The sequence below is a fragment of the Maridesulfovibrio sp. genome, assembly GCF_963666665.1.
Taxonomy (GTDB): domain Bacteria; phylum Desulfobacterota; class Desulfovibrionia; order Desulfovibrionales; family Desulfovibrionaceae; genus Maridesulfovibrio.
This window is the reverse complement of the sequence record NZ_OY762999.1, coordinates 955,881-975,713: the sequence shown is the minus strand read 5'-3', so window position 1 is coordinate 975,713 and position 19,833 is coordinate 955,881. Positions and strand designations below refer to the sequence as shown.

Genomic DNA, 19,833 nt, shown 5'->3' with positions numbered 1-19,833 from the left:
TCCAAAAATTTAAATTTAATCATTCGAGCCGGTATCAAAAATACCGATCTGATTCCCCAGTCGGACTTTAATAGCCCCGGATTTATACTTACCCGGCTCAAAGATAAGGATAACCAGTGATCCGCCGTAAAGAAAATGACCAAGCTCATCCCCTCTCTTGACCGCAACGGGGCTATTACCCTTAAGAAATTCATCCTCAAATATTACTGATCCAACGGTACTCAGCCCAACCGGAACAACACCTACCAATCCATATTTTCCGGTATCAATAATAAAATATCCGCGCTGGTAGCTTTCGAAGGCACCGAAACTGGCCCCGAAATACCCCACATTTCCGGTAGTAGGTACGAACTTAGGAAAGTCTTCCATACCCAGCAAAGCACCATCGACAAGCCGAGTCTCAATCACCTTCCCGCTCACGGGAGAATGGTAATGATGATAGGTGTTGGGCATCAAAATGCAGGACATGGCAGTACCGCCAACAAACTTTTCCCAATGTTTTGATCCGGCAAGCAATTGCCTGATATTCAGAACCTGCATGCCCTTGGTGGGAATTGTCGCTTTTTCCGCCACGATCTTTGCCGGAATAGTATTAACAATTGCATCAGTAGGCGCTCCGATCACATAATCCCGCTCGGGCATAGTTTGCGGCCTGACCTTATTGATATCCTTAAATTTACGTGAGAAAAATTCATTATATGACTTGAATCCCCCGTCGGCTGCCTTTGGATCAGGGAGGACATACTCTTCTTTTTCAATACGCGAGTCAGCAAGCCAGCGGGTCACAAACTTAGTTGAGGCCTTACTGTTAAGAAACGCCCCGCGCTCTTTCGCGAAATTATCGAAAATCATAATCCCCGGGCTGGTTTGGAATGCAGCCCTTCCAAATGGGTTCTTGTAAGCAAAAAGGTCCATCTGCTCGATGTACAGAAGCCCGTTATCAGAGCTCCCCTTTGCTTCCGGTAAAAAGGAACACCACTCAACAAAAAATGGAATCATATCCGCAAAGGTTTTGCCCTGCCATGGATTTCCGCCTGCTCGATAGCCTTCCGGGGTAGGCTGCATATTCTTGAAAGCTTCATCAATAAGCAGTTTAAAAACCTGATCCCCTTCATAAGATCGCACAAGTTCCGAAATTGATTCCTTGCACGGACAATCATCAGGAATGGAGTAGCCTGCTCCGTAACCCAGAGATGGAAAAGAAAGAAATACCAACAAGCTTAAAATCAAGGTTAAACATCTTTTGCTCATAACCACTTCCTCCTGAAATGAAATATTCGTTACCCTCAGCATCAACGGACACATGGAATACAAGCTTAAGCATACTACATTTAACGCAACCCTGAAATCAGAAAACTGCTATTTGGTTGCACCCTGCATCTATGCGGCATTATATGTCTATTTTAAATTTCACCCTTCAATCCCAATCATTTATGCTTGCCAAGCCCATTAAAAAAACATATAAATCGTGCCTTCCAAGATCGAATCGCCGGAAACGGTCTTGCTTATAAACGTGGAAAGGTAGCGAAGTCCGGCCGTAACGCGCTCGACTCGAAATCGAGTTATGGGAAACCATACGTGGGTTCGAATCCCACCCTTTCCGCCAGAAAAAACAAAGGACTTAGAAGAAATCTTCTAAGTCCTTTTTCTGTTATCACCCTCATTAGTACCTTTATATCCATTCAATACTTCTAATTGATAACCTCTCTTTAAAAGATAGGTAAACATAGATCACAAATACAGTTGGTTAAGATAACTTTAGCTTTAAAAACGTCCAGACTAATTCAGTTTATTAAATAAAGGCATTGACTACACTGACAAGTAGTATAATAAGGTCACATTGCATTAAAAATTTGAGGGGACCATATATGCCGGCAACAATTTTGAGCATCACCATAGTGGCGATTTTTCTCGCTTACACGTTTAAGAAGAAACAACCAAAACTATTTATTTCTCCCTCAGACAAAAATCAATTCAATGCATTCCCCCTGTGCACATGCCAAAAAAACCTGCAATTACCGATAGAATTATCGAAAATGCAATCTCATATCATTGAAAATAAAGCTGTATCATTTACAGTTTACCAATGTCTTCGTTGCGGAGGAATAGTTGGATACCCTCTAGAGGACTTCAATCAATTCATCAAATATTCATCGGACAGCAAAAAACAGGAACTGTTTCATTCATTTTCTCATAAGATGGAGCCCCCGCTATAAGCTCAAGACCACCACTCTCCATCAGAAAAAACAAAAGGATTTAGAAGATACCTTCTAAATCCCTTTATTTTACCAAAACTAGCTATAACTTTGGTTTTAAATAACTACTTTGCTTCTACCCTATTTTTAGGCTTCGCAATAACATAATGATCGGCCTTACCAGAAAGCATATCCATCATTTTGCCGATTCTCTTCTCTCCGGATTCAAACTTGTGTGAATCCCATTGCCCAACTCGCAATTTAACTTCTCCGGTTTCATTTCCATCGTGATAAGCCCTAATCTCAGCGTCCGAAAGAAACAAAGCCATATCCCAAGACCAATAACCATAATACCGCAACACCCAGTCACAAGCATCACTTCTAGAGCTGGCGGGAATTACCTGATAGTTTATATTTTCCTTAGTCAGCCACTGCTTTAAAGCCGACTCAAACCCTTCACGGGTCTCTGGATGGTTCACAATACAAACTTTTTCAGCCTGCAATAAATCAGGGATAGGCCGATTGACCACATCAAACTTTCCGCAACCAGAAACAGCCATAAGAACAAGCAACACAGCAAAACTTTTTATATATCTCATTACCAAACTCCTTTAGTGTAGACCGCCAATAACATTGCTATATCAAAAGTCAATAATATCCTGTAACCCAAGGAAAAATGCTTCAACAGCCATTATCATCTGCTACAAAGAATCACCCATCACAAACAGATATATTTGATCGACTTGTTGCGCTCCATAAGCTAAATGGGCAGCAACAGGAGAGCCAATGCTGATCGAAATTTCAAAAGACCTGACCATTACCGATGCCCCCGAAGAACTGATTGAAGAGATCAAAGAAGCTTTGACCCTGATGAACCCTGATTACATCAATGCCATCAAGTACCGGGGCCGGGTCGGGAAGCGCATCCCTAAATATATTAAGATGTGGTCCGGTGACCGTAAAAAAAGGCTGCATTGCCCGCGCGGATTCGGCATTGAGCTCCATCAGATAGCCAAGGCTGCAGACATTGAGCCGACCTACGAAGATAAGCGACTGGAACTTGATCCTGTAGACTTTTCGTTCAAAGGCGAACTGCGTCCTTACCAGCAGGCTGCACTCCAGTCCTTTTCGAACCAGACCCAAGGACTACTTGAAGCGGGAACCGGAGCTGGCAAAACCGTCATGGCGCTGGCCCTGATTGCCCAACGCAAACAGCCATGCCTGATCATCGTTCATACCAAAGAATTGCTCTTGCAATGGATTGACAGGATCAACCAATTTCTTGGCATTGAGGCAGGACAGATAGGCGGAGGCAAATTCAAGATTCAGCCACTGACCGTGGCAACAATTCAGACAGCCCGCAACCGTCTAAAAGACCTGAAAAAGACCTTCGGGCATATCGTGGTTGATGAATGCCACCGCACCCCTGCCAGCACATTTCAGAAGGTGGTCAAAAATTTCGATGCCAAGTACCTGACCGGATTATCTGCCACCCCCTATCGGGCAGACGGGCTGGACCGCATGATTAACCTTACTCTCGGACCAGTGGTTCACAAGGTTAACCCGGCCCTGCTGCGCAACACCGGAGCAATCCTCAAGCCGGAAATTTTCACTGTAGAAACCGCGTTCAGGTTCGCCGGAAATGCCTCTGAAGAATATTCACTGATGATGACCGCTATTGCCGAAGATTACCCGCGCAACAAGATCATTGCCTCCTGCGTAAACAAGGAACTACAGCAGAATCCGGGAACCCTGCTTATGGTAGCGGACCGCACTGCCCATCTTGACGCACTTTCTGATCTTCTGTTCGACCAGGGCGTGGAAGTAGCAGTTTTGACTGGAAAGACACCAGCCGGAGAGCGCGAAGAAATCATTAATGACCTTAACGCAGGCAAGATCAAAGTGCTGGCCAGTACTGCATCGCTCATCGGCGAAGGCTTTGACTGTCCGGGTCTATCTACCCTCTTCCTCTGCTCACCAATTAAATCAAAAGGCAGGCTGGTCCAGATAATCGGCAGGATTCTGCGCCCCGCAGACGGCAAACGCCCAAGGCTTTATGACTTTGTAGATATTGAAGTAGGGGTGCTCAAACACAGTGCCGGGTTAAGACAAAAAATTTATGCTGAGATTGCATAATAAAAGGGTTCAGGATGATTTTCCTGAACCCTTTTTTTATAAATTAAAACTAAGCATCCAAAGCCAGCTTCAGCCCTAATCCTAAAAGACAGCATCCCACAACATTCTCAATCGCTTTTCGCCATTGCCCAAAGATTTGCACTGTGCGTGGATTGGTCAATACAAACACGACAAATGAAAACCACACCAAATGGGACAATGAAATATAAACGCCAATCCCAACCTTGGTCATCATGGATGTTTCCGGAGAAATGACCTGAGTAAATAAAGCGATAAAAAACATCATAGTTTTAGGATTAAGTGCGTTGCACAAAAATCCATTCCGAAATGCACTCCAAAAACCAACCGGGGCAACCTCTTCGTTGCACTCAATCTCCTCATCCTTCACGCTTGGGATAAATGCCGACACACCAAGCCAGATTAAATATGCAGCCCCGATATAGCGCACAGCTTCCAATATCCACGAAAATTCAGCGACCAAATAACTCAGTCCCAAAAGGGTGTATGTAACATGTACAACCACCCCGCCAGCAATCCCAAGAGCTGTTGCCAATCCCATTTTGCGCCCATAACGCAAACCATTCCTTACAATGACAGCAAAATCCGGCCCCGGACTGATTACAGCCAGTATAGTCACAATTCCAACAACAAACATGTTTGATTCAAAAAAAGTCACAATTTACCTCCTCAATGGACATTTAATATCACCCGGTATACATTGCTATCATAAAGAATAAAAACTAAAAGAAATCACATTTTGCATGAATAAAACTCACATATAAAAATGAACAACCTTCCTCCATTAAAACCTCTTGTCAGCTTCAGGGCCGCAGCACGTTACAGCAGCTTTACCAAGGCAGCGCATGAACTCAATCTCACTCATGGTGCTGTCAGCAGGGCTGTTAAACAATTGGAAGAATTCTTTGGATTTGAACTTTTTGAAAGGCGTAACCGCACACTTTATTTAACTGCAAAAGGAAAGCAGCTGGCAGCCGGAGTTGAGGAAACTTTGACAAAGCTGGAAAAGATCAGTGAGGCGATACGCATTCCGGATTCGAAACGCAGGCTTTCGGTTTCCTGCGAACCATCCCTTGCCATGCGCTGGCTTATGCCAAGGCTGGATGAATTTAGAGCCTTAAACCCGCAGATCGACATCCACCTCTCTGTTGGCGGAGGCCCCATAGACCTCTCGGCAGAAGGAGTTCATTTAGCAATAAGACGTTCAGACTTCACATGGCCTTCGCATTACAACTGCACAATTCTGGGCAAAGAATCCGTCGGTCCGGTATGCAGCCCGGCATATTGGGAAAAGCACTGTAACAGCGCGAAGCAAATCCTACATACCAGAACCCGCCCGAAAGCGTGGTCTGAATGGTTCGACCTTACAAACAAGCGGATTGATTCAGAATCAGAAAAATATTTTGATCACTTCTACTTCAGCCTGCAGGCAGCATCAACCGGATTCGGTCTGGCTGTAGGCCCAGAACCGCTTGTCCGTGAAGACATAAAGCACGGCCTTCTTATCGCCCCTTACGGTTTTGAAACAACATCGATCGACTACATAGTGCTGTCACTGGAAAATCAAAAAAAGGCTGAAGATCTGAAAATATTCACAACATGGCTCAAAACGGAACTGAATCTGCCTCTCGGCAAGTAAAGCCTGCGCATCATAAGCTCTACCCCGCCATCCCCTGACTGTTCCGCACCGCCTCCCGCGGGGTATATCCGAAATGCCGTTTGAACTCGCGACTGAATTGCGAAGGACTTTCATACCCCACCATATGTGCGGCAGAACTGGCCTGTTCCCCTTGTACAACCATAAACTGGCGGGCTTTCTCCAAGCGTATCCGCTTCAGATACTGTACCGGGGTCAATGCGGTTACCGCTTTGAAATGATTGTAAAATGAACGCACGGACATATTCGCACTCTCGGCCAGTTCATCAATATCAATTCCGGCATCATAATTATCGTGGATAAAACGCAGAGCTTTAGCGATCAGTGCGTAATCCGATTCACCGAAAGCCGCAGAAGCCAACAAATGACCGTGCTTGCCCATAAGGATATGATAGTAAATTTCCCGGATGATCTGCTTGCCGAAAATATTGGCCTCCTTGCGCGACTTCAAAACCTTAAGCAAACGGATTGTCGCCTCCATCACATTGTTGGTCAAAGGCTCGAAATATATACCGGAAGAGCTGGAGATTTTTCCCAGCGCCTGCTTGTCATATTTATTAATGGACTCCACCAGTTCCTGAATCACTTCAAAATCAAATGGCACCGTAATACTGAGTAACGGATTATCGACATCAGGAACAACTTCAATATCAAGCGGAACAATGGCAGGAACCACCAGAAATTCATCTTCACCGTAAGTGAACGTTGCATCGCTCAGATGACAAATCTTATGCCCATGCACTGCAATGCAGAAACATTGTTCATAGATTAGCGGGCACTTGGGTTTATGCTCTGAAACCCGAACAAGTGTAACCTCTTCAAGAAAAGTTTCATTAGCTCCTTCCCGTACCGCCCCGTCATCAAGGGCTTCTTTCAATTCATCCAGCAGTTTTTTATCCTGAGTGCTCATTTTATACTCCAAGTAGCGAAACTTTATGCTAGCATGCTTACCAATGTTGCATATGAATTCTACCGAAATATGCTCGTATTGCAAAATAAGGCAAACTGTTTGCAAAAATAGGTATTCATTAAAAATCGCACACAGGGCATAAAATAGCCAAAACATCACCTAAAAACACAGGAGTTAAAAATGCTTAACTTTAGCTTTTACAACCCGACCAATATTGTTTTCGGCGAAGGCCAGCTTCAGAAATTGGATAACCTTGTCCCTAAAGATGCCAAAGTCCTTATCACTTACGGTGGCGGCAGCGCCAAGAAGACCGGCCTTCTAGACCGAGTCAATACCGAGCTTGCCAAGAGCAGCCGCACTGTAGTCGAATTCGGCGGAATTCCTGCAAACCCGAAATTCGAAGTTTTAATGGATGCCATCAAAATTGTCCGTGATAAACAGATCGATTTCATTCTTGCAGTGGGCGGCGGGTCCGTTATTGATGGGACCAAATTCATTGCGCTGGCAGCACCTGCCCAAGCATACGAAGGCAAGGAAAAAGAATTGATGCATTTCGGTTTCACCCCTGTCCCGGTTGATTCTGCCATTCCCTTCGGAACCGTGCTGACCCTCCCGGCCACCGGATCGGAAATGAACAATGGTGCTGTAATCAGTGACGGCGAAGACAAACTTCCGGTCTTCTCCACCCACACATTCCCCAAGTTCTCCATCCTCGATCCGAAGCTAACCTTCACCCTGCCTAAAACTCAGGTGGCTAACGGCGTTGTGGACACCTTTATCCACACTATTGAGCAATACCTGACCTACCCTGCGGAAGGACGATTTCAGGACCGCACAGCTGAAGGTATTCTGCAGACCCTGATCGAAATCGGCGAAACAACAGTTAACGAACCGGAAAACTACGATGCCCGCGCCAACCTTGTCTGGTGCTCCACCATGGCACTCAACGGTCTTATCGGTGCAGGTGTTCCGCAGGACTGGACCACTCATATGATCGGGCATGAACTGACTGCCCTCACCGGATTGGACCACGCCAAAACACTGGCTGTCATGCAGCTTGCCAACTGGAAGGTCCGCCGTGCGGAGAAAAGAGAAAAACTCATCCAGTATGCCGAACGGGTCTGGGATATCCGTGAAGGCGACGATGATGCACGTATTGATCAGGCAATTGCCAAGACTGAAGAATTCTTCAACAATATCGGCATGGCAACCAGACTTTCCGATTATGAAATCGGACCCGACATTGTTGACCGAGTCGTTGCCGGCCTTGAAAAACACGGCATGACCAAGCTTTCCGAGCGCGGCGATGTCTCCCCCGAAATTTCCCGTAAAATGCTTGAAACAGCACTCTATGAGCCGTCCTAAAATAGATTGACGGTTAATTGGTTTACTACAGGGCTGTGGGGGTACCCCCACAGCCCTGTTTATGTATTTGGTTCGGTGTTTTCATTTTCAAACTAAGATGAGGACGTTCAGAATTATATATTTCAATAGACTCTTTTACGAGTGAATTTAACTCATCAAAGCTAGTGCATTTAACCACCAAAAATTCTTGTTTTAAAATTCCATTTATACGTTCAGCTAACGCATTTTGGTAACAATCATACCCATCTGTCATAGATGGGACCATTTCGGCTTTCTTGAGTTTGTTTTGATAAATGGACGATGCGTACTGCAATCCACGATCTGAATGGTGGATTGTTTTGTTTCGCGTTTTTCGGTTTTTGATAGCCATATCTAAAGCTTTAGTGGTCCCTTCGGCACTAAGATCAGAACTCAAATTGTGACCTACAATTTTTCTGCTAAAAGAGTCTGTGATTAGTGATAGATAGTATGTTTTATTTAACGTTTTTACGTAAGTTATATCACTAACAAAGACTTCTTCTGAATACTGAGGCTTAAACTCCTTCAATAAATTAGGATGTTTTTTGAGCCAATGCTTTGAATTTGTAGTTTTTGTGTAATTTTTTCTTGTTTTTATCAGTAAATGCTCTCTGCGCAATAATGCGAAAAAAGCATCCCGCCCAAGCTTGATTCCACGAGCTACAAATTTCTCACGCAATAAAAAATAAAGCTTACGCGTTCCCAGCCGAGGCATTCTGGCCCGCAGACTCAAAACAAGTTTCTTTACTTCTTGGAACTGTTTTTCCCGTACCTTATGGCGTTTTTCAGCCTGATATATCGATTGCCGACTCACCCCGAGCTGTCTACAGCAAGCAGATAAACTTATTTGCTTTGTTTCCTGAAGACCTCGTGCAGCTCGGGGGTAAGTTTTTTTCTTATGGAAGTACCCAGTTCTCTGTCAGAAATATCAATCATTTCGTTGAGAAGCATAGTTTTGATCTTCTCTTCCTGAAGCTCTTTTTCAAGACGCTTAATCTTTTGTGCTGGAGTCTCTTTGGATTTTGGCATTCTTTTCTGATGTACCATTGGCTTGCTCCAGTCAAGGCTGCCATGTTTACGAAGCCACTTTAAAACAGTGCTGCGACCTTGGATTCCATAGGCCCTTTGGGCCTGCTTGTAGGTCATTTCACCCTTTTCAACTAATGCCACAACGGACAATTTAAAGCCCATTGTGTAGTCCCGCTGAGTACGCTTTACTCTTTGAGTTTCTTCCTTTTTCATAAAATAGGTCCTTTGGGTGTAAACCTATTTCAGGACGGGACACTAAAAAACAAAAGGCCGAGTACTGAGTACTACGGCCCTTTAAATTTACTATCTTACAAAGGCTACATCTCGACCTTGAACGGCCAGCCCATGATACCGCCTTCCATGACTTTAACGTTGGTCCATCCGTTTGCCTCAAGCACCCGCTGAGCCTCGTAACCGCGCATGGATATCTTGCAGAAAGTGATTATCTCAGCATCCTTGTCTTGCGGCAGCTGATCAAGAGCATTGCGCAACTTGCCAAGGGGAATAAGATTTTCCCCTACATTCAAACGCATCTCCTCAAATTCATTGGGTGCACGCACATCCAGAATAAACGGTTTTTCACCGGCATCCAATTTCTCTTTCACCTCTGCATTGCTGATCCCGGTCATCTGTCCGGCCATCTTGTTATCAAGTATATGCGCAGTGGTGATAAAATGATCAATAGCCAAAGAAAAAGGCGGCGCATACGGCAAGTCGGCCATGCCCACTTCCCAAATGGTGTTGCCGTTCATAACAGCCATTGCAGCCTCGGCCAATTGGCGGTTAACCTCACCGGGACCAACGCACTGAAACCCAAGAATACGTCCGGTTGCGGCATCAGCGACCATCTTTGAGACCAGCAGCTTGGCCCCCATGAAACCGGGCTTGTCCGGGCTGGCATTGGTTGCAGTAATAACATCATACCCTTCGGCCCTAGCCCGCTGTTCGGAAAATCCGGTTGCTCCGGCGCTAAGATCAAAGACCTTGCATATCCCGCTGTTAACAGTACCGGGGAATTTATATTTATCACCACGGGCAATATTATCCGCGACAACACGGGCCTCAAGGTTAGCAAGATCTCCATAGGGAGCATAGGTTTTCTTCCCGGAGATACGCTGGGTAATCTCAACGCAATCCCCGGCAGCATAGATGTCAGGGTCGGAAGTACGCATGAAATCGTCAACCGCGATGCCACCGAATCCGCCGATTTCGAGACCTGCATCCGCTGCCAGCTTGGAATTGGGGATTACACCGATGGCAACCACAGCAAGTTCGCATGGAACCACGGAACCATCATTAAGTTTAACTCCGGTCAGCTTGCCATTCTCGCCCAGAAATTCTGCCACACCATTGTCGGTATGGACGGTTACCCCTTTGGAGGCCACATGCTTCTCCACCAACTTGGCGATTTCCCAGTCCAGAAACATAAGCAGCTGCGAAAGCATCTCCACAACATTCACATTCATGCCGGATTCGGACAGAGCTTCGCATACTTCAATTCCGATCAGTCCGCCGCCGACAATAACCGCATCTTTGACCTCGCCGGAATCAACCAGCTCACGCAGCTTATCTGCATCGCGCATTTCGGAAAGAGAACGAACCCCTTCGAGGTCAATTCCCGTAATAGGCGGACGACGCGGAGTCGCTCCGGTGCAAATGACCAACTTATCATATTCCACGCAGGAAGATTCTCCGGTAAGGACATCAGTGCAGGACACTGTCTTATTCTTACGGTCTATGACTGTCACTTCAGTGTTGACCCGCGCATTCACCCCCTTGGCAGCAGCAAAGAAACCTTCATCGCGAACTACCCCAGTGGGTGTGGCAAGCAAAGCATTTCGCTCATCAAAATTCCCGCCGATGTAGTAAGGATAACCGCAGGAAGCCATGGACAATTCCGGGGCTTTCTGAAGCAGGGTAACTTCCGCTTCTGCATCAAGACGCTTGGACCGGGCTGCTGCCTTGGGTCCGGCAGCAGAACCGCCGATAACGACTATTTTTCTTGAACTCATCTGTATCTCCTTTTCGCTTTCAGCTTTAATTGAGTCATGGATTGGATTAGCCAGAGATTACCCATCGACAGATGGAACGCATTGATCCAGATCAACGGAAACAATTTATTATAGAAAAACAAGCAGATCCCATCATAGAAAATCTTAATTGTTATCAAAAATTCACAAAGCACATATCATATCCAATCATAAATCATTATATTTACATTTCTAATGGACCAATATCCACCATTGTCGTATAATTTTACTCAAATCATTCAATATTTAAGGATGCACCGTGAAATCGAAGAAGCCAACATATGAAGAACTGGAACAGCGCATTGCTGAACTGGAAAGGCGTGAAGAGAAAAACGAATGCCTGAATACTGTTAATTTCTTTATGAATGCCGACACAAAATCTTCACTTGTCATGGACATACTCTTCGATTCCATCCTCAGTGGAATTATCATTGTAGACGCAGAAAAGTTCACGATTGTTGAAGTCAACAGCACTGCCCTTGAAATGCTGGGGCGTGAAAAAGATGAAGTAATCGGCAAGGTGTGCCACAACTTTGTATGTCCGGCAGAACGAGGGAAATGTCCTATTGCAGACCTCGGGCAGACAGTGGATATGTCTGAAAGGATTCTGCTCACTGCAAAATCCGGCAACCGCAATATTCTCAAAACAGTTAAGACCCTTAATCTCAAGGGTAAAGACTACTATATAGAAAGTTTCATCGATATAACCAACCAGAAAAAAGCTGAACAGGATAAAGAAAAACTCATCAAGGAACTCTCGGAAGCCCTTGAAAAGGTGAAAGTTCTCAGCGGGCTCATGCCTATCTGTGCCAAATGTAAAAAAATTCGCGATGACAAAGGCTACTGGAACAATCTTGAGTCATTCATCGAAAAATATTCCGAAGCCTCATTCAGCCACGGACTCTGTCCGGAGTGCTCAGATAAAATGTATGGGGACCAGCAGTGGTATATAAAAGGCAAGGAAAAGCGGAAGCAGAATAAGAAGGGTGAAAATCCATAAAAAAAGGACACAAGCTATAAAGCATGTGTCCTTTTCTATTTATACTTATATTGCCTAGTTAGGCAGCTTGCGATGCATCTTTTCCGGAGCGGGGTCTGCGATATCGCCATAGGTCTGTCGGCCTTCATGATCTTCAGGAAGATGCTCAGTTACGGGCATACCTTCCTCATTAACAAAAAGCATACAGTGACAGTACTTGTAGTTCTTCATATCTGAGCAGGGACACAGCCATTCACGCTCTGCAACCGCCTGCTGCTTATCGGGGTAAAACCGACAGGGACAAAGAGGACGATTAAGATCATCAAGATGCATGGCCAGACCGGTGGTCACGGCTTCGGAAACATCCTTCATGGGATGAAGGTTCAATCCGGTACGTTCACAATACTTCTCCACATAATTGGAGATCAATTTTACACTTTTTTCAGTAGGCTGAGACAATGCTATCACCTTATATATTGATATTTTAATACAAATACGCACTATGAAACACAAACGGCATCCCTTAGTGCGTAAGCAACGGCTTATTAACATTCATTGCAAGAGAATGAAAGTGATTAATTGCCGTATAAAATTACGAAACGAATCCTTCAGGCTATGAACTCATCAACAATGGCAATAATTCTCCTGCCTTGCTGATTTCTACATACTCACGTCCGCAAAGGTCATCTTCACAGGCAACTTCATGGACCCAAGTAGTATGGAATGGAATATGTACAGCACTTCCGCCAATCCCCACAACCGGAAGAATGTCTGATTTCACGGAATTCCCGACCATGAGAAATTCATCATGCCGAATGCTGTGCTTATGAAGAATCCGCTCATATGCAGCTTTGTCTTTCTCGGCAAGAATCTCTATGTGATCAAAATACACGGACATACCGGAAAGACTGATTTTGCGTTGCTGTTCAGCCACATCACCCTTGGTAATCATAAGCAGCTCGTAGTCACTGCCCAAAGTTCGCAACACCTCTTCGACCCCTGCAATAGGTTCCACAGGAGCAGTCAGCATAGACCGGCCAAGAGCAATGATGCGTTCAATTTCAAAGCTTTTTATCCTATCCGGAGCAACGGCATTTGCCGCCTCAATCATGGAAATAACAAAACACTTTACCCCGTACCCGAACACGGCCACATTACGGGACTGGGTCTTTTCCAAAATCTGCGTAAACTTTTCCGGCGCAATATAAACAGACATCATTTCAGCAATTTCTGCCTTTGCCCTGTCGAAAAAAGGTTCATTCACCCACAGGGTATCATCAGCATCAAAAGCTACCGCCCTTACTTTTCCATGAAACATCACTTTCTCCTTGCAGAGAAATTAAGTACTGCCCCGCCACAAGTCAAATATGAATTTTAAGGAACGGCCTGATCTTACCTGAATCACAATCTCATCCAACACACAAAAAGCGCGGAATTAACCAAACCTATATAGATAGCGGAGTTCACAAACTTCGTGTCCGGTATCTCCTAACAAATCTTTCTGACGTTCAAATCCTAAAGCTTCATAGAGCGATATGGCCTCACGCAGCTCACCTGTAGTTTCGAGATAACAAGCCTCATAACCAAAACTTCGAGCAAATTCCAAAGCCATGAGAACCAACTTCCTGCCCAGCCCCCTACCACGGCACTCAGAAGTATAATACATTTTCTGCAACTCACAAACATGACCATCGCCCCCCTGTAAAGCCGCAACTCCGCCTCCACCAACAACGCGTCCCTTGCTCTCAACCACCCAATAACAACCTCCTTTATCTGCATAAGCACTGCTCATATGATCAACAGAAGGATCACCAACAGCATATCCGTCCTCAGCACGCAAACCATATTCCTCCGAAACAAGGCGTATAACACGCGCAACAGCAGGATCATCCTCAGCCACTATAGGACGTATGGAAAAACCTTCCTGTAATCTGCAATAACGAAGAGCCTTGGCATAAGTCTGCAAACCCAGCTCTACGATCTCCCGCTCACGAACACCGAGCATTCCCAAAGCACACCCAACCTGCTCATCGGCTTCGGCATGCACCTGTGTGACTTGCTTCCTACCGGCATCAGTAATGAACACCTTTTTAGCTCTTCGATCCGCATTACTTGCTCTAAATTCAACAAATCCTTGATTTCCCAGCGCCTTGAGAGCCCGGCTCGCATTGGACTTGTCTATAAGCAACAAGTCAGCCACTTCCTGAACAGAAAATGACTCAACAGTTGACAATTCAATAAGTGAATGTGCCTCAGACACACTCAGCCCTTCCGAACACGCGCGGTTTGCGACCAACTTCCATTCACGAGCAAGACTGCGTGAATATTGTCTCACCTGCCGGACCTGATCATTATCCATTTTCTATCCCTCCATTGAATTTGGTTGCGTTACGCAACTAAATATTTAAAGTGGCACAATGTGTCAAGCAACAATTCACAAGGAGGAGAAATCACATAAGAGCCACCGTACGCCTAAACACACAAAAAAAGGCACAGGAGTAATTCCTATGCCATTACAACGTCCCTTATTATTTGGAATGTAAAAATTTATATAGTCTGTGAGAGAGCAATAGCTTCAACCGGACAGGCCAAAACGCAGCTTCCGCATTCGTCGCACCGGGAACCGTCTACCCGGTAGACATCTCCCGGAACAATCGCCTTGAATGTACAGGCCTCAAAACATTCGCCGCAGGCAATGCATTTTTCGGGATCAATACGCATTCCGGCCTCAGCCTTTTCACGCAATTCATCCATGGAAACTTCACGGGCTTCCCCGGTAATCCTTAAGGTATACCCCGGAGGGAAATAAGGCTGGCCGTCACTGTTCTTTCCTTCCTTGCGGCTGGTGGGGTAGATTCCGCACATGGAAACTTGGGGGTTAGCTATGAGCTGACGGTAAAAAGGCTTAACGTCCATAGTCAGGAAATAAAGCCCTTCATCGTCACCACCGCAAAGACTGATTATCCTGCTGTGCATTATCCCACCATCAAGGGTAGTGACAGATAAGCAGCCGATTTTCTCAGCTGCTTTAGTGATATCTTTTAAATTCATGAACTATCTCCTTTCTGCAAAAATTAACTGCAAATAGCTTAGCCCATGATCCCTTTGATACGAAGGTGAATTTATACCAATTGCTGGTACTTTCCTCTTACGTGCTCCCGGAAAACAGACGGAGTGAAGCCGGTTTCACGTTTGAAGAACCTACCGAAGTACGAAGGGTCTTCGAATTTAAGCTCATAGCATATTTCAGAAACATTCTTATCGGAATTTGCCAGCATACGCTTGGCTGTAAGGATCAACTCGTTACGGACTATCTGGCCCGGAGTCATACTGGTAACTTCTTTAATTACAGCGCTAAGCCTGCTTACACTCACATTCATCCTTTCAGCATAATCCTGAACCCGCAGCTGAGGACTGTGATCAGCGGAGACAAGTTTTTTGAATTCCCGAACCATAGGATTTTCTACACGTGCACCGGGGCGCTGCAGCCGATCAGCAAACATACGCTGCAAGCTGACCATAAGAATATGAAAATATGACCTCAATACAGTTTCAAATCCGGACTTTCTAGCACTGAATTCCCGACAAAGATTAGACATAACCCATGACAATTCGACTTTCTGCTCAGTGGAAAGCATGAACATGGGGGAATTTACCACGCTGTTAAAAAACTCCAGCTCATAAGCGCAATGAATTGGAGCTTCCGGTGACTTGAGAAAATCATCGGTAAAAACCATCACAAAACCGTCCACCTCGCCTTCCGGATTCCATAAGTGCAATTGTCCTGGAGAAACAAAATATAAAGAACCGGGAAGAATATCATAGGTCTCAAAATCGATAACACAACTTCCGCTCCCAGTTGAAACGTAATGGAGCACATAAAAATCATGTAAATGAGGTTCCTTAACATCACTTATAGGGCAGCCAGTGCCATCGGTGAACGGATATATTTTAAAATTCGACTCAATGCCGATCAATTCTTCTGCTTTATGCATTGTATGGTTCTCTTTCATAGCAGCTGAGTATCACTCCCGATAACTATGCATCAAGAATAAAAACACTCTCACCTCGCGGCACATGGAGAACTTTCTGACATCTCTGTCTTAATTTTGAGAATTAAATACTGACTTCATACAAAAAAACGGATAAGGTTTAATTGCATAACACAATTTAACCTTGCATACCCAATAAAATTATAATGAAGCACATATTTATAGTCATTATTTATTTATCATTGGTTATCACTGCACCGGTTCAGGCTGAAAACGTCATTAACTGGTATCATGCGGACTTTCCTCCTTCGAGCATCATGTGCGGAGAAATGAAAGGCAAGGGTCATGAAAATTATCTGGAAGACAAGCTACAAAATGCCCTCCCCGAATACGAACACTTGGAACACATAGCCAACTATGGCCGTATTCTAAAACAGCTTTCTGAAAACAACGGTTGTTGTGTGACAATGCTGAAGACTAAGGAGCGGGAAAAATACATTGAATTCAGCAAGCCGGTAATGCCCTATATTTCAAATGGGGTAATTACCCTGAAATCAAAATTAGATGAATTCAAACCTTTCATAGATGCACAAGGCTTCATCTCCATAAATGACCTGTTCAAGACTTCCCACATGCGTATGGGAATTTCCAAAGGACGCCGCTACGGGGGCATGGTAGACAAGATTGTGGACAACAATAAAAAATCCCGAAAAATTATTGTCCACTATAAAATGGACTTACTTGAAACATTGGCAAAAAATATCCAAGCTAAACGAACCATAGACTATGCCATAGGCTTTCCCCATGAATTACAATGGCTTGTTTCTCAAAAACTCATTGAAGACAAGTTCATTTTTATACCCATTCGCGAAATGCCCGAGTACATTTTAAGCTATGTCGGGTGCACTAAAAATAAGTGGGGCAAGAGAATCATCAGCAAAGTAAATCACATTATCAACGGGCAATATGAAGAAAAATACAAGAAAAAATACCAGCAATACCTTCCCGAAAAGATGATAGGCTTGCACGAAAAATACTCATCAAATCTATTCCCATTGAAAAGTAATTGATTTTGCTTAAATTTATCCTATAATTAAATCCAAAAAACGGCTTCAAGCCGAAAACACAATGGAGAAATTATGGGAATTCTTGATGGATTAATGGGCAATGCCTCCGAAATAAACATAGACGATGTACAGGAAGAACTCTCCCCGATACTGGGAGACACCGAAAGAGTTGAACGGGCTTTCAAAGTCATCCGTGACATGTATGTTTTTACTTCCGGCAGACTGATTCTCATCGATAAACAAGGCCTGACCGGAAAAAAAGTGGAATATTTGTCCATCCCCTACAAATCCATCTCCACCTTTTCCGTGGAGACTGCAGGCCATTTTGACATGGACTCCGAACTCAAAATGTGGGTTTCAGGACGTCGCGAACCAATCATCAAGGAACTGAAGAAAGGCAGCGATGTTGTAGGCATTCAAAAACTGCTCGCAAATAAGATTCTGAAATAAGATTCCGCTACAGCTTGTACTTTATCGGCATTCTGAGCCTGTCCTCATCCGGCAGGCTCTTTTTGTGTCCGATTAAACTTGATTCCCGCCCCTCGAATCCATACACTCTGCCGCACAAATAAAAAATGACCACAAGGAAAATATAATGGGATACAAGAACACGAAAGAATGCCTTGATGCACTCGAAGCCAAAGGCGACCTGCTACGCATAGATCAGGAAATAGACCCCAATATTGAAGCCGGAGTTATCCAGAGGCGTGTCTTTCAGGCAGGCGGCCCTGCCCTACTCTTCACCAACGTGAAAGGTTGCAAATTTCCCATGGCTGCCAACATCTTCGGCACCAAGGAAAGGCTGCATTTCATTTTTCGCGATACCATCGAAACCGTGGAACGGCTCATGAAGCTGAAAATGTATCCCATGGAAGCCATCAAAAAACCGTGGCAATACCTCGGCGCTCCGCGCACTGCATATCACACTCTGCCGCGCAAACTTTCCGAAGGCCCGGTAACCGCCAATGAAACAACCCTTGCCCAACTACCACAGCTCAAATCGTGGCCGATGGACGGAGGAGCATTTGTAACCCTCCCGCAGGTCTACTCCGAAAGTCCGGAAAACCCCGGATTCGCAGGGTCCAATATAGGCATGTACCGAGTTCAACTTTCCGGCAATGAATACAACAATACAGAAGTAGGCCTGCATTACCAGATTCATCGCGGCATAGGACACCATCATGCTCAGGCATTGAAAAAAGGCGAAAGGCTCAAGGTGAATATTGTTGTCGGCGGAGCACCGTCCATGACTCTCGCCGCTGTAATGCCTCTCCCTGAAGGGCTTGCGGAGATATTCTTTGCCGGGGCACTGGGCGGACACCGCATCCCGATGGTCATGCGGCCCAATGGTTTGCCTGTCCCTGCTGAAGCGGACTTCTGCATCTGCGGAACTATCAGCAATGAACAAAAAACAGAGGGACCGTTCGGTGACCATATCGGCTACTACAGCCTGACCCACGATTTTCCTGTACTGAAAGTTGATAAGGTATACCACCGCAGCGATGCTATCTGGCCTTTCACCACAGTAGGACGCCCGCCGCAGGAAGACACCATGTTCGGAGATTTCATCCACGAATTGACTTCCGAACTGGTTCCGTCAGTATTTACCGGTGTGCACGAAGTTCATGCCGTAGACGTCGCCGGGGTCCATCCGCTGCTGCTGGCAGTTGGCAGCGAACGCTACGTACCCTACGCGGAAGAACGCCAGCCGCAGGAACTGCTGACCAACGGCATGGCCCTGCTGGGCAACACCCAGACCGCCCTTGCCAAATACCTTTTTATCGGTGCCAAAGAAGACATGGAGCATGGCAAGAACTGCCACAATATCCCGGTCTTCTTTAAGCACATGCTCGAACGCGCCAACCTTAAACGTGACCTGCACTTCATCACCAGAACCACAATTGACACCCTCGATTATTCCGGCATGGGCTTCAACGAAGGTTCCAAGCTGATCTTCGCCGCTGCCGGATCAAAAAAACGAGAACTGGCCAAAGAACTGCCCCACCTGCCCACCCTGCCCGACGCTTTCGGGGAAGCAAAGGTTTTCGCTCCCGGAATAATGCTCATCAAAGGACGCAAAAGCGATACATCCAGAGGCGAGCAGGACCCGCAAATGGAAAAACTAGGCGAAGCGCTTAAACAAGCCGAAGGAATCGAAGGATTCCCCATGATCGTAGTTGTGGATGATCCTGATTTCACTGCCAAGAACTGGGAGAACTTCCTCTGGGTCACCTTCACCCGCTCCGACCCGGCAACAGATATTTACGGAGCCGGTGCCTTTACCAAGGCCAAACATTGGGGAACAGAAAAAGCCGTCATTATAGACGCCAGAATGAAAACCTACCAAGCACCACCGCTTGATCCTGATCCGGAAGTTGAAAAACGTGTTGATGCTCTGGCTGCATCCGGCGGACCGCTTTATGGTATAATTTAGAAG

At 45.4% G+C, this 19,833-nt stretch carries 18 protein-coding genes and 1 tRNA gene; 8 read left to right on the top strand and 11 right to left on the bottom strand.

From position 1 onward, the window contains the following. Nucleotides 1–15: 15 nt before the first annotated feature. Complete coding sequence (locus ACKU40_RS04410) at nt 16–1,251, bottom strand: phosphatidylserine decarboxylase (protein WP_320175317.1); 1,236 nt, start codon at nt 1,249–1,251, stop codon at nt 16–18. 264 nt (nt 1,252–1,515) lie between these two features. Between ACKU40_RS04410 and ACKU40_RS04405 the strand changes: the two genes are divergently transcribed. Beyond that, nucleotides 1,516–1,606 (top strand) — tRNA-Ser (locus ACKU40_RS04405). 714 nt (nt 1,607–2,320) lie between these two features. Here ACKU40_RS04405 and ACKU40_RS04400 read toward each other — a convergent pair. Beyond that, a complete protein-coding gene (locus tag ACKU40_RS04400) occupies nt 2,321–2,794 on the bottom strand; it encodes an Sbal_3080 family lipoprotein (protein WP_320175316.1) in 474 nt (157 codons plus the stop codon). Nucleotides 2,795–2,981: 187 nt separating this feature from the next. Here ACKU40_RS04400 and ACKU40_RS04395 point away from each other — a divergent pair, with 187 nt between their 5' ends. Continuing rightward, on the top strand, nt 2,982–4,331 hold the full coding sequence (locus tag ACKU40_RS04395) for a DEAD/DEAH box helicase (RefSeq protein ID WP_320175315.1): 1,350 nt from the start codon (nt 2,982–2,984) through the stop codon (nt 4,329–4,331). Nucleotides 4,332–4,380: 49 nt separating this feature from the next. Here ACKU40_RS04395 and ACKU40_RS04390 read toward each other — a convergent pair whose 3' ends face one another. Further along, nucleotides 4,381–5,007: a LysE family translocator gene (locus ACKU40_RS04390; protein ID WP_320175314.1), complete on the bottom strand. Its 627-nt coding sequence runs from the start codon at nt 5,005–5,007 to the stop codon at nt 4,381–4,383. A 108-nt stretch (nt 5,008–5,115) separates the two neighbouring features. Here ACKU40_RS04390 and ACKU40_RS04385 point away from each other — a divergent pair, with 108 nt between their 5' ends. Further along, on the top strand, nt 5,116–5,988 hold the full coding sequence (locus ACKU40_RS04385; RefSeq protein WP_320175313.1) for a LysR family transcriptional regulator: 873 nt from the start codon (nt 5,116–5,118) through the stop codon (nt 5,986–5,988). A 19-nt stretch (nt 5,989–6,007) separates the two neighbouring features. Here ACKU40_RS04385 and ACKU40_RS04380 read toward each other — a convergent pair whose 3' ends face one another. After that, nucleotides 6,008–6,916, bottom strand: coding sequence for an AraC family transcriptional regulator (locus ACKU40_RS04380; RefSeq protein WP_320175312.1), 909 nt, complete (start codon nt 6,914–6,916; stop codon nt 6,008–6,010). A gap of 180 nt (nt 6,917–7,096) precedes the next feature. On the opposite strand from ACKU40_RS04380, the gene ACKU40_RS04375 reads away from it, so the two are divergent. Beyond that, nucleotides 7,097–8,281: an iron-containing alcohol dehydrogenase gene (locus ACKU40_RS04375; RefSeq protein WP_320175311.1), complete on the top strand. Its 1,185-nt coding sequence runs from the start codon at nt 7,097–7,099 to the stop codon at nt 8,279–8,281. A gap of 25 nt (nt 8,282–8,306) precedes the next feature. Here the strand turns inward: ACKU40_RS04375 and ACKU40_RS04370 are convergent. Both ACKU40_RS04370 and ACKU40_RS04365 read right to left on the bottom strand, forming a co-directional pair. Beyond that, nucleotides 8,307–9,541 (bottom strand): IS3 family transposase gene (locus ACKU40_RS04370; RefSeq protein ID WP_320173021.1). Its coding sequence is split into 2 segments (ribosomal slippage): nt 8,307–9,187 and nt 9,187–9,541, totalling 1,236 coding nucleotides; the frame shifts between segments, so codons are not numbered across the junction. A 104-nt stretch (nt 9,542–9,645) separates the two neighbouring features. Then, nucleotides 9,646–11,340, bottom strand: a complete 1,695-nt coding sequence (locus ACKU40_RS04365) for an FAD-dependent oxidoreductase (protein WP_320175310.1) — start codon at nt 11,338–11,340, stop codon at nt 9,646–9,648. Nucleotides 11,341–11,617: 277 nt separating this feature from the next. Here ACKU40_RS04365 and ACKU40_RS04360 point away from each other — a divergent pair, with 277 nt between their 5' ends. Beyond that, nucleotides 11,618–12,358, top strand: a complete 741-nt coding sequence (locus ACKU40_RS04360; protein WP_320175309.1) for a PAS domain-containing protein — start codon at nt 11,618–11,620, stop codon at nt 12,356–12,358. Between the two features lie 54 nt (nt 12,359–12,412). Here the strand turns inward: ACKU40_RS04360 and ACKU40_RS04355 are convergent, their stop codons facing one another. The 5 genes from ACKU40_RS04355 to ACKU40_RS04335 form a co-directional block, all read right to left on the bottom strand. Then, nucleotides 12,413–12,805, bottom strand: coding sequence for a ferredoxin-thioredoxin reductase catalytic domain-containing protein (locus tag ACKU40_RS04355; RefSeq protein WP_320175308.1), 393 nt, complete (start codon nt 12,803–12,805; stop codon nt 12,413–12,415). Nucleotides 12,806–12,950: 145 nt separating this feature from the next. Further along, on the bottom strand, nt 12,951–13,655 hold the full coding sequence (locus tag ACKU40_RS04350; RefSeq protein WP_320175307.1) for an HAD family hydrolase: 705 nt from the start codon (nt 13,653–13,655) through the stop codon (nt 12,951–12,953). A gap of 117 nt (nt 13,656–13,772) precedes the next feature. Further along, a complete protein-coding gene (locus tag ACKU40_RS04345) occupies nt 13,773–14,696 on the bottom strand; it encodes a helix-turn-helix domain-containing GNAT family N-acetyltransferase (protein WP_320175306.1) in 924 nt (307 codons plus the stop codon). A gap of 188 nt (nt 14,697–14,884) precedes the next feature. Beyond that, a complete protein-coding gene (locus ACKU40_RS04340) occupies nt 14,885–15,388 on the bottom strand; it encodes a 4Fe-4S binding protein (protein ID WP_320175305.1) in 504 nt (167 codons plus the stop codon). Between the two features lie 71 nt (nt 15,389–15,459). Then, nucleotides 15,460–16,332, bottom strand: coding sequence for an AraC family transcriptional regulator (locus tag ACKU40_RS04335; RefSeq protein ID WP_320175304.1), 873 nt, complete (start codon nt 16,330–16,332; stop codon nt 15,460–15,462). 203 nt (nt 16,333–16,535) lie between these two features. Here ACKU40_RS04335 and ACKU40_RS04330 point away from each other — a divergent pair, with 203 nt between their 5' ends. The 3 genes from ACKU40_RS04330 (at nt 16,536) to ACKU40_RS04320 (ending at nt 19,830) form a co-directional block, all read left to right on the top strand. Further along, nucleotides 16,536–17,399, top strand: a complete 864-nt coding sequence (locus ACKU40_RS04330) for a TIGR02285 family protein (protein WP_320175303.1) — start codon at nt 16,536–16,538, stop codon at nt 17,397–17,399. Between the two features lie 69 nt (nt 17,400–17,468). Next, nucleotides 17,469–17,846, top strand: a complete 378-nt coding sequence (locus ACKU40_RS04325) for a PH domain-containing protein (protein ID WP_320175302.1) — start codon at nt 17,469–17,471, stop codon at nt 17,844–17,846. Between the two features lie 145 nt (nt 17,847–17,991). Beyond that, nucleotides 17,992–19,830 carry a UbiD family decarboxylase gene (locus ACKU40_RS04320; RefSeq protein ID WP_320175301.1) on the top strand — a complete coding sequence of 613 codons (1,839 nt, stop codon included), beginning with the start codon at nt 17,992–17,994 and terminating at the stop codon, nt 19,828–19,830. The last annotated feature ends 3 nt before the right edge of the window (nt 19,831–19,833 follow it).